Annotated in this window: 10 protein-coding genes and 1 tRNA gene; 3 read left to right on the forward strand and 8 right to left on the reverse strand. The window is 52.4% G+C overall.

The features are described 5' to 3' along the window. The first annotated feature begins 14 nt into the window (after positions 1–14). On the forward strand, positions 15–3,362 hold the full coding sequence (locus KTT_RS25210; RefSeq protein WP_126599996.1) for a DUF5107 domain-containing protein: 3,348 nt from the start codon (positions 15–17) through the stop codon (positions 3,360–3,362). Between the two features lie 212 nt (positions 3,363–3,574). On the opposite strand, the gene KTT_RS25215 is transcribed toward KTT_RS25210, so the two are convergent. The 8 genes from KTT_RS25215 to KTT_RS25250 form a co-directional block, all read right to left on the reverse strand. Continuing rightward, the gene (locus tag KTT_RS25215; RefSeq protein WP_162854202.1) at positions 3,575–5,488 is read right to left on the reverse strand and encodes a glycoside hydrolase family 127 protein; all 1,914 of its coding nucleotides are present in this window, start codon (positions 5,486–5,488) and stop codon (positions 3,575–3,577) included. Positions 5,489–5,606: 118 nt separating this feature from the next. Next, positions 5,607–6,491 carry a carbohydrate ABC transporter permease gene (locus KTT_RS25220; RefSeq protein ID WP_126600001.1) on the reverse strand — a complete coding sequence of 295 codons (885 nt, stop codon included), beginning with the start codon at positions 6,489–6,491 and terminating at the stop codon, positions 5,607–5,609. A 32-nt stretch (positions 6,492–6,523) separates the two neighbouring features. Then, positions 6,524–7,297: a carbohydrate ABC transporter permease gene (locus KTT_RS25225; protein WP_235845868.1), complete on the reverse strand. Its 774-nt coding sequence runs from the start codon at positions 7,295–7,297 to the stop codon at positions 6,524–6,526. A 356-nt stretch (positions 7,298–7,653) separates the two neighbouring features. Continuing rightward, a complete protein-coding gene (locus KTT_RS25230) occupies positions 7,654–8,937 on the reverse strand; it encodes an ABC transporter substrate-binding protein (protein WP_126600005.1) in 1,284 nt (427 codons plus the stop codon). Between the two features lie 145 nt (positions 8,938–9,082). Then, positions 9,083–10,183, reverse strand: a complete 1,101-nt coding sequence (locus tag KTT_RS25235; RefSeq protein ID WP_126600007.1) for a LacI family DNA-binding transcriptional regulator — start codon at positions 10,181–10,183, stop codon at positions 9,083–9,085. Between the two features lie 488 nt (positions 10,184–10,671). Next, the gene (locus tag KTT_RS25240) at positions 10,672–11,031 is read right to left on the reverse strand and encodes a cupin domain-containing protein (RefSeq protein WP_235845869.1); all 360 of its coding nucleotides are present in this window, start codon (positions 11,029–11,031) and stop codon (positions 10,672–10,674) included. Positions 11,032–11,530: 499 nt separating this feature from the next. After that, positions 11,531–12,667, reverse strand: a complete 1,137-nt coding sequence (locus tag KTT_RS25245; RefSeq protein WP_126600009.1) for a thaumatin family protein — start codon at positions 12,665–12,667, stop codon at positions 11,531–11,533. A gap of 340 nt (positions 12,668–13,007) precedes the next feature. Further along, the gene (locus KTT_RS25250) at positions 13,008–13,991 is read right to left on the reverse strand and encodes a 2-hydroxyacid dehydrogenase (RefSeq protein WP_126600011.1); all 984 of its coding nucleotides are present in this window, start codon (positions 13,989–13,991) and stop codon (positions 13,008–13,010) included. Positions 13,992–14,172: 181 nt separating this feature from the next. Between KTT_RS25250 and KTT_RS25255 the strand changes: the two genes are divergently transcribed. Next, on the forward strand, positions 14,173–16,023 hold the full coding sequence (locus KTT_RS25255) for an SDR family NAD(P)-dependent oxidoreductase (RefSeq protein WP_126600014.1): 1,851 nt from the start codon (positions 14,173–14,175) through the stop codon (positions 16,021–16,023). Positions 16,024–16,095: 72 nt separating this feature from the next. Beyond that, positions 16,096–16,169 (forward strand) — tRNA-Glu (locus KTT_RS25260). The last annotated feature ends 109 nt before the right edge of the window (positions 16,170–16,278 follow it).

The raw sequence follows: 16,278 nt of genomic DNA on the forward strand, positions 1-16,278 counted from the left end.
TGGAGGGGGAGCCCATGGCAGCATCGCACGTCCGCGTGTGGGAAGAGGTGGTCGAAATCCCGACCTATGGTGTTGGCATACCCGATCAAAATCCCATGTTTCTCGAGAAGCGGGTCTATCAGGGCAGTTCCGGAAGGGTCTATCCCTACCCGGTCATCGACAAGATCGAGCATGAGAAGAAGGCGCAGCCGTATCACCTGATCATGCTTGAGAATGAATACCTGCACATCGAGATCATGCCGGAGCTCGGCGGTCGCATCTACCGGGCGTTGGATACGACCAACCAGTATGATTTCGTCTATTATAACCGCGTGATCAAGCCAGCCCTGGTCGGGCTGACGGGCCCCTGGATCTCCGGTGGCATCGAGTTCAACTGGCCCCAGCACCATCGCCCCAATACCTTCGGGCCAGTCGAGTATATCATCGGCCAGGATCGCGAGGGCGGAAAAACGGTCTGGGTCAGTGAGATCGATCGTATGTACGGGACCAAGATGACAATGGGGTTCACCCTGTATCCCGGAAAAGCCTATCTCGAAATCCAGGCGCAGCTCTACAATCGGACCGCTCTGCCACAAACGTTTTTGTGGTGGGCCAATCCGGCGGTCCCGGTCAACGAACACACCCAATCGGTCTTCCCCCCCGATGTCCATGCCGTCTTCGATCACGGAAAGCGCGATGTCTCCCGATTCCCGATCGCGACCGGCACCTATTATAAGGTCGATTATTCCAGAGGCGTCGACATTTCGTGGTATAAAAACATCCCTGTCCCCACCTCGTATATGGCGGACCACTCCGAGTACGACTTCGTCGGAGGCTATGACCACGCTCGTCGGGCCGGCATCTTGCACGTCGCCAACCACCATATTTCCCCGGGCAAAAAGCAATGGACCTGGGGACATGGGGCGTTCGGGAAAGCCTGGGACCGCAACCTGACCGATGAGGACGGGCCCTATGTTGAACTGATGACGGGCGTCTATACAGACAACCAGCCCGACTTCTCCTGGTTGCAGCCATACGAGACCAAAACGTTTACGCAATATTTCATGCCGTACAAGGATATCGGCATTGTCAAAAACGCCTCGATCAACGCCGCCGTGAACCTGGAGATCGATGCCACCACACACACGGCCACGCTCCAGGTCTATGCAACCGCGGTATTTCAACAGGCAAAGATTGAACTCAGAGGCCAGCAACAGCCCTACATCGAGGAAGAGGCCACCATCGCTCCCACGCAGACGTTCCTGCGGGAGGTCGCATTGGCACGTGGGGAGGAAGAACACGATCTGCTGGTAACCGTCAGGAACGCGCAGGGCGCGCTCCTGGTGAGCTACCGACCGGAAAAGCCAGCGCTGGTCCAGATGCCCGAGGCGGCCAGAGCCCTTCCCGCGCCGGAGGATATGAAGAATACCGAGGTACTCTACCTGGCGGGGCTGCATCTGGAGCAGTACCGCCATGCCACATTCGCGCCCGAAGCTTACTACCTGGAAGGGCTCAAACGCGACCCCGGCGATATCCGCATCAACACGGCCTACGGTACGCTCCTGTTGCGCCGAGGGCTCTGGCGAGAGGCGGAGCAGCATTTCCGCACCGCCATCGCGACCGCGACACAGTACAACCCCAATTCCTACGATACGGAGGCCTCCTACCAGCTCGGCATGACCTTGAAGCGCCAGGGGCGTCTCGATGAAGCCGTTGCCGCCCTCTACAAATCCATATGGTCGGCCACCTGGCAGGGGACGGGCGCCTTCACGCTGGCTCAGATCACCAGTGAAAAGCACGCCTATGAGGAAGCACTGCAGCTGGTAGAGAAAGCACTGCACTGGAATGCGTACAATGCGAAGGGCTACCACCTGAAAGCCGCCCTGCTGCGAAAACTGGGGCGACAGGAAGAGGCGCGGCTCGTCGTCAGAGAGGCCATTAGGCGTGATAGCGCCGACTTCGGGGCACGCCATGAAATGTTTCTGCTGTATCAGGAGCAAGGAGAGCAGCAGCATGCCGAGCAGGCACGGAGCGAACTGGGCAGGCTTATGAGGGCGGATGCACAGAACATCATCTCACTGGCGACCGACTACTGTCAGAGCGGCTTTTATGAAGAAAGCATCGCGGTCCTGCGGCAATTGATCACGGACAATGAGACAGCCGCCTATCCCATGGTCCACTACTACCTGGGTTACTGCTATGAACAGCTCGCAGATAGAGAACAGGCTGATCAGCAACGGCACATCGGGAGCAAAGCCAATCCGGCGTATTGCTTCCCCAATAGCCTGGACGATTTGGTGGTCCTGGAGAGCGCCATTGCGGCCAACCCGAATGACGGTCGAGCTCACTATTACCTCGGCAATCTCTGCTATGACAAAAAACGCTATCTCGACGCGATCCGGCACTGGGAAGCGGCCCGGGACGCCGATGACACCTTCTCAATTCCCCATCGGAACCTGGCTCTCGCCTACTACAATATCCTGAACGATCCAGAACGGGCCGTCCCCGCACTGGAAAAAGCGTTTTCGTGCAACCCGGAGGATGCGCGCGTCCTCTATGAACTGGATCAGCTCTATAAGAGGAGAGGATACACGGCCGAGAGAAGATTGGCGGCGCTGGATGCGCATTGGCAGCTTGTTGAGGCGCGTGACGATCTGTATCTAGAATATATCACCCTGCTCAACACAGCTCAGCAGCACACCAGGGCCCTGGCGCTCCTGGAACAACGTATCTTTCATCCATGGGAAGGGGGAGAAGGAAAAGTAACCGGCCAGTACGTCCTCGCTCTGGTTGAACAGGCAAAGGCACAGCTCGCCTCTCACCACTATGAAACCGGGACGAAGCTGCTGCAGCGGGCCTTATTCTATCCAGAGAACCTGGGTGAAGGGAAGCTAGCAAATGCCCAGGAAAACCATGTGCACTATTATCTGGGACTCGCATATGAAGGCCTCGGGCAGACTGAACAGGCCACCACCCATTTCCATCTGGCATCACAGGGATTGGAAGAGCCAACAAGCGCCGTGTTTTACAATGATCAGCCGCCGGACATGCTGTTCTACCAGGGGCTGGCATGGAACAAACTTGGCGACGAAAGCGTTGCCAGGAGCCGCTTCAACAAGTTGAAGGATTACGGCGAACAGCATCTCTTTGACCGGGTCAGCATCGATTATTTTGCCGTCTCACTGCCGGACTTCCTGGTCTTTAACAGCGATCTGCAGCAACTCAATACCATTCACTGTCGTTATATGCTGGGTCTGGGCCATCTCGGCCTCAACGAGTTCGAGCAGGCTCGGGCACAGTTCACGCAGATATTGGCGTTCGATGGCAATCATCAGGGGGCCAGGATCCATCTCGCGATGTGCCCTGATCCCCTCCCTTCGTAGACGAGTTGCGGGTGCCATTGTCGATGGATGCAGATGACAGAGAACCACGAACATGGGTCAAAGGCAATGTGCCAATCATAGAAAACAACACCAGAAGCGAGTAGAAAGGTCCCTCCCTATGGTAGAGCTTTCTACTCGCTTCTTCAATTCATTTCAACCTGTGTTTAAGATATGGTCCGATAATCCCATGTAATGTCAATACAATGTTCCTGTTACACATATGGATCAACTGGTAACCAGACTTGCATTGCCCCGGCTTCACGATTGGCCCAGATGTAGTAGGGAATAGCGGTCAGTAATACAGATGTATACGTAGGTTTCTCCACTTTGTAGGGACGGTAGAGAGGGCTTTCGTCCACCGCATTCTTGCTAGCATGAAGCAGGGCGCGCGCCTGGATGGTCTGTATGCCGCCTAACAGTTCGGGTCGGGCGACTACCTCCCATTCCGATTGAGCAGGCAACACGATAGCATCAAGATCTACGCCGGGGTTGTCAACCTGCTCAACACAATAGACGAGGGGTCCACGCAATATGGCGACACGGCGATAGTTGTTTCTTACGTGCTGGTTACTTTCGAGCATGCGCACCTCCAATGGTAGAGATAAATGTACGCTATCGCCCGCTTTCCACTCACGCTGTATCTCTACATAGCTGCCTGGCTCGATCGATCCACTGTAAACCTGACCATTTATTGTGATGCTCGCGCCCTGGGCCCAGGCGGGAATACGCAGAAAGAGGCTGAAAAAGGCTGGTCTGTCAGTTTGCACTTCCAGTTCGACTTCGCCTTCCCAGGGATAGTTCGTACGCTGCTGCACGGTGATTGTCTGGCCGTTTACGAGGGGGACTTCCGCTGTGTTGGCGATATAGAGGTGCACCCATAGCCCCTCGTTGGATGTGGAATAGAGGTAACCAGGCAATGAGGCGAACAGACGGGCAACATTCGGCGGGCAGCAAGCGGTACTGAACCAGGGCTGGCGTCGATGGTGACCACTATCGGCGAGCGGATTCTGGTAGAAGTATTCCTGCCCATTGAGAGATACACCAGACAGGACACCATTGTAGAGGGTGGTTTCCAATGCGTCGGCGAAGCGTGCTTCTTTTTTGAGTAGGAGGAGACGCCAGTTCCACATTACCGAGGCAATGGCTGCGCAGGTCTCAGTGTAAGCGCGTTCGTTGGGAAGTTCATAGTTCTCACCAAAGGCCTCGCCCTCGTAGCGCGCACCCGCTCCACCAGTGATGTACACCTTGCGCGTCATGAAATTTTGCCACAATGCCTCCACAGCTTCTTCCAGTGCCTGCTCGCCCGTTTCAGCATAGATATCGGTTACACCCGAGTACAAATAGAGTGCACGCACTGCATGGCCGACAACCTCGCGTTGCTCTCGTATTGGCGCATGGTCCTGGTCATATGTGCTCCCACTCATCAGTGGTAGGTGCTGACCACGCTGGTCGATGAAAAATTGGGCTTCCTGCACATAGCGTTGATCGCCAGTATCACGAGCCAGTTCTACCAGGGCCATCTCGACCTCAGGATGCCCACAGGCACCTGCGATCCCATCAGGACCGAAAGTATCAACGATATGATCAGCAAGACGGACAGCAATCTTCAGAAAAGAGGTCGAACCGGTGGCGCGATGATGGGCAACTGCGGCCTGGATTAAGTGGCCTGCACAATAGAGTTCGTGTAATACACGCAAGTTCGTCCAGCGTTCAGGGACACGCTCGAATGTGAAGTAGGTATCCAGGTAGCCGTTTTCTTCCTGCGCTGCCCCGATAATCGTAATGACATCTTCAACCTGTGACTCGAGGTGTGGATCGGGCTGGCTTGCCAGCGACCAGGAAGCAGCTTCCAGCCATTTATAGACGTCTGAATCATTGTAGAAGCGACCTTGAAATGGGCCGTCGTAGTGACCAGAAGCACGTCGAAAATTGTCAAGACGTCCGGTGGCTTCGCATTGCTGGTACTGAAATGGGATAGTGACTGTGCGATTTGTCTCCAGGCGCGGCTTCCAAAACGCATCATTGATGCGTACAGCCGCCACGCTCAGTGGGCGTAGTCCGGCAAAGGGACTATGCGAAGTATCGACGACAGCTGCTCGTTGAGCCTTTACTTCATGTTTTTGCATGGGTGTTGACATTCCATTCCTTCCCGTTGTAAAACTTTCTTTACTATTCACTACTCATGCCTACGATCATCAGGTATGCCTACCAATCTGTGTTGGAACAGGCATACTCCTTCCTCCACTACTTCACCGCACCTGCCACTAAGCCATTGATGTAATAGCGTTGCAGTAACAGGAAGATGATAACGCTTGGTAGGATGGTTATAATCAGACCCGCATTCAATGCGCCAAAATCGATCGTTCCATAGAGTCCTGATTGCAAATTGAGCAGGTAGATTGGGAGCGTATACTTATCGGTGTCATTGATGAAAATCAGCGCCGCCAGAAATTCATTCCAGGTAGCGAAGAAGGCGAAGAGAGCAACGGTGATAATGCCTGGAAATACGACGGGCATCATCACCCGTGTGAGCAAACTCCAGGTTGAGCAACCGTCGATCAGACCTGCTTCTTCTAGCTCACGCGGTACGCTCTCGAATGAGTTGCGCATCATGAAGATAGAAAAAGGCAGCTGAAAGGTGATATATACCAGGGCCAATCCTACAAGCGAGTTATTCAAGCCTATGAAGTGCAGCAGAAGGAAAAGCGGCGTTAATATAGATTGAAATGGGATCATCAATGTGGTCAGAATGAGTACGAAGATAACGTTTTTTCCTGGGAAGCTAAAACGTGAGAAACCATAGCCTGCCAGCATACTCAGTACCACCGCCACTACCACTGTTATCAATACGACTAGTGTGCTGTTTCCAAGGTAGCTTGCAATACCTGCACTAAAGATGCGTACGTAGCTTTGCAGGGTGAACTGCCTGGGAAAGAAGGTTGGCGGTGATGCCGATGCTTCAGTCGGTGTCTTGAAGGTCATAAGCAGGGTCCAGGCCAGTGGAAAGAGAAAGAGAATCGTCAGGATACTACAGACCAGGTAGTAGAGGATACGCGGCAATGGGTTCTTGCGGTACCGTCTATTTCTTCCACCATGCGACGTGGCGCCTTTCGTTATTGAGACATTCATTGTCATAGCCTTTCAAGATGTACAGAAATATACTAATACTTTGTGTCATCTCTTAGGAGATAGAGTTGTAGGACACTCAGGATGACCAGGATGGCAAGCAATACCATCGAGAGCGATGCCCCATAGCCCATTTTAAAGTAGGTAAACGAGGTGTTGTAAATCCAGTACACCGTTGTGATCGTTTGATTTTGCGGACCGCCATGGGTCATGATATAAAACTGGTCAAACGCCAGGTAGGACCCGATCACTGAAAGGATCAGGGCCAGGGCAAATGTACGCCGTAACAGCGGAAAGGTAATATAGAACAGGCGGGCCCACCAGCCCGCTCCATCAGTATGCGCGGCGTCATAATAGTCGTTGGAAATGGCATTTAAACCGACCAGGAAGAAGAGCATCGAAGCTCCTACTGTCTTCCAAACGACCATAACTCCAACTGAAAGAATTGCACTGGTGGGATTGGCTAGCCAGATAATCGGATCATGGATGATGTGTAGCGCCTGGAGGATGGCGTCAAAGATTCCGACCTGGTCGTTGAACATTTGGGTCCACAGGATACTCGATATACTCAAGCCAACTACGACGGGTATAAAGAATGCTGTACGAAAGATGCCAACACCTGGCACACGTTGCTTCACGAGCAAGGCCAGACAAAAAGCTACTACCATGATGAGCGGAGTTACCACTAGCGTATATTTGGTGGTAAAGAGCAAACTCTGCCAGAACTGCGTATCGCTCAGCATTGACTGATAGTTTTGAAGTCCAATGAAACTTGGGCTCCCCAACAAAGGCCAATTGGTTAGTGACATCCCTGCCGTCATAATCAGGGGCACAAAAAAGAAGAGCGTTATAAATAGAACACTGGGAAGGATCAAAAGTATGCCAGCCCTGCGCCGCCGCTGGCCCAACGCACCAAGAGCATTCCTCTTTCTTCCTTGCTCACCTACGTGAGAAAGTTCCTTTTCTTGCACGTACACCACTGTATTCTCACTTTCCAGCTATCAGGCGGTAGCAACACCTCAGCACTCTCGCCTCAAATCACGTTCTTACGTCTACTGGAATATCAGGGAGTGGCCTGGGCAAGGGAACAAACATCTTCCCTTGCCAGGCCACCTTGTAGCCAGACGAGCTTAGTGATCGCTGACCGCGTTTACTAACTCTTCCATTAACTCTGGCTGTTGAGAATTTGCGTAAATTGTTGTTGGGCAGTATTAAGCCCCTGATCAATCTGGCCATCAAAGATACATTTCTGGAATGCTCCAATCCAGGGACCATTTTGATCGTTAAATAACTGATTGTACTTGATACTGTAAGGCGTCCTTCCCTGAGCCATCGCATTGGCGACGATTTGATAGCGCGGGTCCTGCTGGAAGTACTTATTGTCGGTAAGATCGGTACGAACGGGCAACGAATTGTTCTTTGCAAACACATTCAATTGTGTATCATCCGACAGCAACCAGGAGATAAAATCTTGTGCCTGCGATACATGCTTGGAGCCGTTAGGAATACCAATCGTATCTCCACCCGCAAAGGATGAGTGGCCACCATTCTGACCTGGTAGATACGTGACGCCAAAATCAATATCAGGATGCTGATTCTTCAAAATCGAGATGGAGAATGCCCCACTGCCAACCATGCCAATTTTGCCAGTAGTAAAGACGTTAAGCGAGTTCGTCCCATCATCAACTTTCCCTCCGGCAGGTACCTGATTTTCGGTCCAGAGCCGGCGATAAAAAGACATTGCATCTTTTACAACTGGCGAGTCCATGGTGGCTTTCGTACCATCTGCGCTGACCACATCTCCACCGCTGGCCCAGATATAGGGCAAAAAGGTGAACGCATTACAGCCCGCACAACTTCCGGCAAAGTAATACCCTTTCACACCGTTCCCCAGAGCGGTTATTTTCTTAGAATCGGCCTCAATTTCAGCCCACGTTGTAGGTGGCTTTGCAGGATCAAGCCCCGCCTTCTTAAACAGGTCTTTGTTGTACAACAGTACAGATCCCTCAGCGCTGAAGGGCACACCATACACCTTGTTTTGATAGGTTGCCAGGCGTATGTGCGAGGGGCTGAGCTTATCAAAATAGGGAAGCTTGTGGGCAAAATCGGTAATATCGGTCATTTGACTGGCTGCGTCAAAGGCCGGCATGTAAATGAGATCGATAGCTACTACGTCAGGGGCTGTCCCTGCGGCTATAGCAGTACCAAATTTAGTGACGAATTGGGCCGCGGGGATAAGCGTCAATTTGATCTGATTCTTATGGCTCTTATTATATGCCTTGACCACCGGCGCAACCAGATCAGCATCACTATTGCGAACCCAGAATGAGATGGTTGTTGGACCATTGTCACTTCCAGCACCGGAACCACCACATGCAATGAGATTTGTTGACAGCAGACATCCTAAAATAAGGAGCAACATTGCTCTCCAAGAGACATGTACCTTCATGGATCAGTCGTCCTTTCTCCCATTTCCATTTTTCATCATGAAAATGCAGAAGCCAATATTATAACAAGTCAACCTGATGACCTGTTATCGTTCAACCTGTTGACGGGTATGCTTGCAAAAATATATATTTTAGGGCCACGATCTCTTACTCTTCGTCTTTGTTTTCACCCCTCCTTTCAGTTTCTTCCGTATTGCGTACACTATGCACGCCACAAGAATCACGAATGACCAGGCTGCATGGCAATCTGACAATGCCTGGCTCTTTTTTCCCAGCAATCATCGCAAGGAGCCGCGAACCGGCATATTGTCCCAGTTCATGCAGATTCATATCGACAGTGGTCAGTGCTGGCCGTGTCGCCTGGGCAATCACTCCCCAGTTGTCAAACCCCACTACGGCTATGTCATCAGGAATGCGCACGCCGCGTTCACGTAGGGCGTCTATAACCCCTCGTGCTATCTGATCGCTTCCACAAAAGATGGCATCTAGCTGAGAATCTGTGTCGAGCAATATACTAGCCGCCTGATACCCCCAGGCTTCACGCCATGGTCCTAAGAGGATACGATGCTCTGGTAAATCCAGGCCGTGTTCGTTCAATGCGTGGCGCATTCCTTCCATGCGTAATTGCACTGACTCAAAATACTGGGGACCACTCACCTGGGCAATGTGTCGCCTTCCGTGACTAAGTAAGTGCTCGGTCGCCAAACGGGCTCCCTGCGCATCGTCAGGTAAAATGCTCAGCGCATCTGGCTCTACAACTTGTGTATAGGCATACAACACAGGTATATTCGTATTGCCAACGTTTACCGCCGGACGTGCATCAGTACGCCGGGCAGTTACAATGATACCGTCGACATGCTTTGCCAGTAAAGAATCGATGTAGCGGCGCTCACGAGCGACATCATCATGGGCATCGCAAAAGAAAACCAAAATTTGCGCGTCGCTTAACGTATCCTCAATACCAGTCATCAAGGGTATGCTAAAACGACCATAACTGTCGGTTGTGAGTAACCCAACTGTAAAGCTGCGCCCACGTAGGAGACTTTGCGCCAGATCATTTGGACGAAATCCAAGACGGTCAGCTGTGGCTCTGATCCGCTCTCGTGTCTCCTCGCGCAGATTTCCCTGGCCGTTAAGCGCTTTTGAAACCGTCCCAATCGTTACCCCGGCCGCTCGGGCAACATCATGGATAGTGACAACCTGCTGCCGTTTCGTTGCTATTATTGGCTCATCAGGCTGACTGCCCATGTCAAAATTCTCCGTATGACTTTACGAACGACAAACAAATACTTCCAGCATTTACACTATGGACTGAGCTGAAATAAAAACACTGGTTACAAACGTTCTAACGAAGGAAAAGCTTTTCCTTGAATGCTTATTACAATCCTACACGCTGATTTTTCCGCTGTCAACCCCTATAAAAAAAACTTCACTGTCAACATCCATATTGACAAAACCGCCGCAATTTTTAATACTGCAGTGGTCAGCGAAAGATCTCCTCGCCCACATAGCCGCCTGGAAAGAACGGGGAGCAAAAATACGAGGGCGGATGACAACACCGCCGCAAGGATCGTTCCCCGAACAGCAGAAAGCAAGCCGCCCTTTCTTCAATGGAAAGGGCGGGGGTTCGCTTCAATGCCAACGAGATTCCCCACATCTTTTAGACAGCGCTCCCGCCGAGGCATAAATTGCGGATAATCACCAGTTCTATCTAATAATATCTACTATGCTTCTTTTTATTCCAAATACTCCTGAATAAAATGCGAACTCGGATGAAACGAGATCATCTGAAGTGGCTCTGTCCCCGTATTTGTAAACTTATGGGGTGTATTAGCTGGCGCGACCACAACATTACCAGCAGAAATTTCTCGCCTGGTATCTCCAATTGTGAAAGTCACCTGACCCTCCTGCAAAACAAAAACCTCTTGATATGGATGCCTATGCAGTTTGGAACCCTGACCAGGAGGCATACATACCCAGATAAATGACCCCGCGACACCGCCATACTCCCCTCCCTGAAATCTAAATGTCGTTTCGCTGAACCGCAACTCTTCTTTTGGAATGATGTAGTGCATGGAATTGCCCTTTTCTTTCATGGAACAAATGTCTTGCCTTTTCTCAAAAAAGTATAGCGTGGGAATGGACTGGCTAAAAGAGCCATTTTTTTATAGGATGATGGCACCATTAAAAATGAGGCCTCTCTGACGAAAGGATGACATGAAACAGCGCTTCTTGCGCTTGTCTATGTTTTTATTGATTGCCACTGCGCTGGTGACGCCGGTGGGACCCCTGCCGCCTTTGCTGCACGGCCTCCATCAGACAGAAAGCCATCAAACGCCCCTTCATCACACTCCTGCGGTTGATACTCATCCTCCACATAGCAGTGCTGCTGCTCTCTTTGCTGTTCTTTTTCCGGGGGCAAGCACAGCCCAGCGGCGCTTACGCCTTGATCCCCCGGTCCGGCACTGCTTTGTCTCTTTCCCAGGCGTATCTGGAGCTAGAGGATTACATATTTGCCTCTATGACGTTCGCTGCAAAGATTTCTTCCCCTCTGGCGCTGGCTCGCCCCAAAGGGGAAGTATGTTTATTGATAACTCAGGGATGTGTCCAGGTATAAGAACTGGTATCGTACTGTAATCCATTCTGCTGATACGTAAAGGAGTACGTAACAACACTACCTGAACTGAAGCCTCCGGCAGTGTAGAGCCAGCGCGACGAGCCGCTGTCGTAGGACATAGACACATTCTGTTGCACCTGACCGGTGATGGTATAGTGCAGAATGACATAGCCAGCTGTCCAACCGGAAGTTTGAAACCAGAACTGCGCTTGCGTTGAACTCGTACTGGCTACACCTTCTGTAATACCATTGCCAATCGGGGTAGGAGTGGGCGTAACACCACCGCCTGGGGTGGGCGTAGGAGTAGGACCCGAAGAGCCGCCGGGAGGTCCGAAGGTTATCGAGTAGTTCGCGTTTGAATCGGTAAATGTGCTGGTTGGGTCATCGTACGCATAACTATACGCATCTGGACAGTTGCTCTTGAAGTAGGACGCATAATTGACCGGCCAGGTTGTAGGATCACAGGTTGCAGGTGTGGCATAAGCCCCTCGACAACAATATTGATCGGTATTAAATGCTTCGCAGGCGCTCTTACAGGCAACAATACGTCCGCTACCATCATTTTGTTGTAAGGCACTCGGACAGTTTGTATTCAAGTCGACCCCACATCCCGCAACACCACACCAGTAGTGATTACCGGGAGTAGGTTGTGCGCCCCCAACCGGCGTAATCGTGATTGGCACATTAAAGCCATCGACAAAGCTTACGTCATAATAGTCCGTTCCACCCGCTCCGCCGAGATTGAACTCGGCCAGACTCGCTGGCGGAACACCTCCTGCACCGTTGCATTGCAAAACACCACCACAGTCACCGGTCTCGCAGTTTCCTACCCCTGCACTATCGAAGTTGCAATAGGTACGTCCCCAGAACCTCCCCTGCCAGTTGTCCGCCACAGTTACCGACGATGTCGATCCGGGAGCCATCGCCCATCCACCATTGGCAGGAATCGAATTTCCCAACGCTCCAACCCAGATCATCTGCTGTGTGTTATTGGTAAATGTGAATGTACGTGTCGATGCGGCTCCCGCCTTCTGTGCAGGGGCTACGATCATTATGGTGGCAATGGTTATCCCCATCACCAGCATCAAACACAAGAGAGACAAACGTTTCATCATGAATCTCCCTGCATCTCTTCATATGCTTCTACTTCCTTGCAATGAACGGAAGAAATAAATACTACAACGAAACCGTTTATACAGTAATTACTCATATAAACCATATGACAGTAAACATATAACTCGGAAACCGGTTTCTGTCAAGTTCTACGATCGTTAGATGCAGTAGGAGAAAGAATTATAGCATGTATAATGGTGGGGTTACTGCAAACAGGCGTATCGAGCAACCTCTGTCCCCCCTTTTGTATAATCATAGCCGTAATTATGTATAGGTAGCGTTGTTCCCACGTGCCGGTGCAATCTTGCACACTACCCCCAACCGGTACGGGACCAGAACAGATTATCCATTGACCTGATTGGGTGGGCGCTGGCCCTGGGCGTGGGCCACGATGTTCTCAGCAGCCATCATTGCCATGCGCGTGCGCGTTTTGAACGAGGCGCTGGCAATATGAGGTACGAGAACCACATTCTCCATACTCAGAAGCTCAGGTTCAACGGCGGGTTCGTGTTCGAAGACATCGAGGCCAGCCCCGGCGATCCGCCCTGATTGCAGGGCGTGTACAAGAGCCTTCTCGTCCACCACAGGTCCGCGCGCGGTATTGATGAGGATCGCCGACGATTTCATCAACGCCAACTCGCGCTCACCGATGAGATGATGGGTCGTGGGCGCGTAGGGAACGTGCAGACTCACAAAGTCAGACTGGCGCAAGAGTTCCTCCAGTTCAACATAGGTAAGCCGGTAGGAAGCCTCAATATCTGCCGGAAGGCGACGCGTATTGTAGTAACACACGTGCATATCAAAGCCTCCGGCACGCTTTGCCATAAGCCGGCCGATACGGCCAGCTCCGATAATCCCCAGCGTCGAGCCGTGGACCTCGGCCCCGCAGAAGAGAAGAGGGCCCCAGCCGGTGAACTTGCCTGCACGCAGGAAACGCTCAGCCTCGGGTACGCGCCGGGCGGTTGCCAGGAGCAGGGCGAAGGCCAGGTCGGCGGTCGTATCCGAGAGAACGCCCGGAGTATTGCTGACCGTGATCTGCTGGCGGGTCGCGGCCTTGACATCGATATTGTTATAGCCGACCGCCATGTTCGCCACCAGTTTGAGGCGCGGTGAGGCGCTGGCGCAGGTCTCCAGTACGCGTGCGTCAATGGTATCGGTAAGCAGACAGAGCAGATAGTCATGGCCGGGGGCGCGGCGCAGTAATTCTTCCGGGGACCAGATAATGCCCTCATCCATATTGGCCTCAACCTCGCCAATGGAGTGCAGGAGGGAATAGGCATCGGCGGGAATTCTCTGCGTCACAAGAATCTTCGGTCGCTTAGACATGCAAAGACCTCCAGGAAAAATATGAATGGGAAAAAGCAGAAGCCGTCCTTCATTCTAACAAACGAGTCGCTGGAGGTGCAAGCTGACTCGTTCTCATGCTCCCTTCACTGCCACGAGACGAAGGGATCACCACTAGAAACCTTGACGAAGCTGTGCAGTTTTTGTTATTATTCGGCTCATCATGACTGATATTCGCCAACATCTTCCAACAATTCTGACGGCCTTGCGCCAGCATCTGGCCAGAGGGGATGCTCCAGATGCACTGCGAGCAGCTCTGCGCGAGCTTTTGCCTGCCAGCTATCACGTTGGATCTGGGCAGCTTGTGAACGCGCAGGGACAGCTATCGAGGCCGTTTGATGTGATCCTTTCCGATAAGACGATCAATGCTGGTCAGCCTCTTCCCGTAGCGAGCACATCGGGCACATACAATGTGCGCCAGGCGTTGGCGATAATCGTCTGTGCCCAGGAACCCGATTCGCATACACTCAGGGATCTTTTGGGCGCGGTCGCCAGCGCGAAACTGTTGCTCCCCCAACCGCATCAGCAACAGGCGCCGGGAACACATACACGTGTCATAGCCGATCAAGCATCCAGGCAGGGGACGCGCAAACCCGCGCTCAAAAAGTTGCTGCCGCTAGGGGTTGTTGTCTGCAAACGTTTGCATAACATGCCGAGCGATCAGCCAGAGGCGTTGGCGCTATTCCTGGACGCGCTGCTCAAAGAGCAGCAGATGCATCTGCGACCAGATTATCTGCTCACGCAAGAGCTGATCTATCAGAATCCCTTGCTCACCGGCAACGCGTTTATATCGAGCACCACAAATATTGCCCGCGAGCCAAGGCTGCCGAAACCGCGCACCTGTTATGTGTGCAAACAGTCATTTAGCCAGGCGCACTTTTTTTATCGCTCCCTCTGTTTACCCTGCGGCGATCTCAATTACCAGAAACGCCGCATTCCTGGTGAGCTCACCGGGCGCGTCGCCCTGGTCACAGGCGCGCGTGTGAAAATTGGCTATGCGGTGGCTCTTCGTTTGCTGCGCGCCGGAGCCCAGGTCATCGTGACGACACGCTTCCCGCACGATGCCGCTGTGCGCTATAGCAGTGAACCAGACTTTACTGACTGGCAGGAGCGCCTTCATATCTATGGACTCGATTTTCGCGCTCTCCCCATCCTGGAACATTTTGTGGAACACTTGAACGCGACCTATCCCGCGCTGGACATCGTAATCAACAATGCCGCCCAGACCGTGCGCCGCCCGTTCGAGGACTATGCTCATCTGCTGCCGCTTGAGCAGACTCCGCTGATGATGCTCCCGCCTGCTCAGCAGGCTCTGGTGGCACGCTCACATGCATCCCTACCACTTCCAGCCTTTGCGGCCTCCGGTGAAGCCTCGCTCCCGGCACTGGCGGATCCTTCTCGCATGCCGCTTCCCTCGGTTGAACTGCTGCGTGAGCCTGATCCGTCCGCACGTTTCCTCACCACGCCAGAGAGAACAAATGCCTTTCCTGCTGGCCAGTATGATGAACACCAGCAGCAGATTGAGCTGCCGACGCGCAATAGCTGGGTCATGCCTTTCAATGAGATCGACCTGACTGAATTTCTGGAGGTCCAGATCATCAATGTGACCGCACCGTTCCTGTTGATCAGTCGCCTGCATCCACTTTTGAAGCGTAGTCTTTTCGCGCGGCGCTTTATCGTCAATGTTTCTGCAAGCGAGGGGCAATTCGCGACTACCAAACTTGGCAGCCATGTTCATACAAACATGGCCAAGGCTTCACTCAATATGCTGACGCACACCATTGCTACCCAGCTCGCGCGCGATCAGATTTTTCTCAATAGCGTCGATCCTGGCTGGATCTCGCAGCAATCGCCGTTTACTAACGTCCAGAACCAGGAGAAAATACAACAACTCTTGCCACTTGACCTCGTTGATGCCGCGGCCCGCGTCTGTGACCCTATCTTCCTCGGCATCACCACGGATGATACACCCTCTGGTCACCTGTACAAGGATTATCACCCTGTTGCCTGGTAATACAGCAGCGCCACATATTGACAGCGTATTCTATCTCTTCTATAGTACTGCTATCGGGACAATCCGATCGACGTGGGTGTAGCTCAACTGGTAGAGCATTGCCTTCTCAGGGCAAAGGCTGTTGGTTCAAATCCATTCGCCCTGCGTCGTTGGTGGGGACGTGGTGCAGCGTCAGCACAGTATCACCACAGATACAAAACGCTAGGTTGAACTCCTGGCCGTCTCCACATATTTTTCTGTTGCCTATCTCAAAAC

It is taken from the genome of Dictyobacter aurantiacus (genome assembly GCF_003967515.1).
GTDB lineage: Bacteria > Chloroflexota > Ktedonobacteria > Ktedonobacterales > Ktedonobacteraceae > Dictyobacter > Dictyobacter aurantiacus.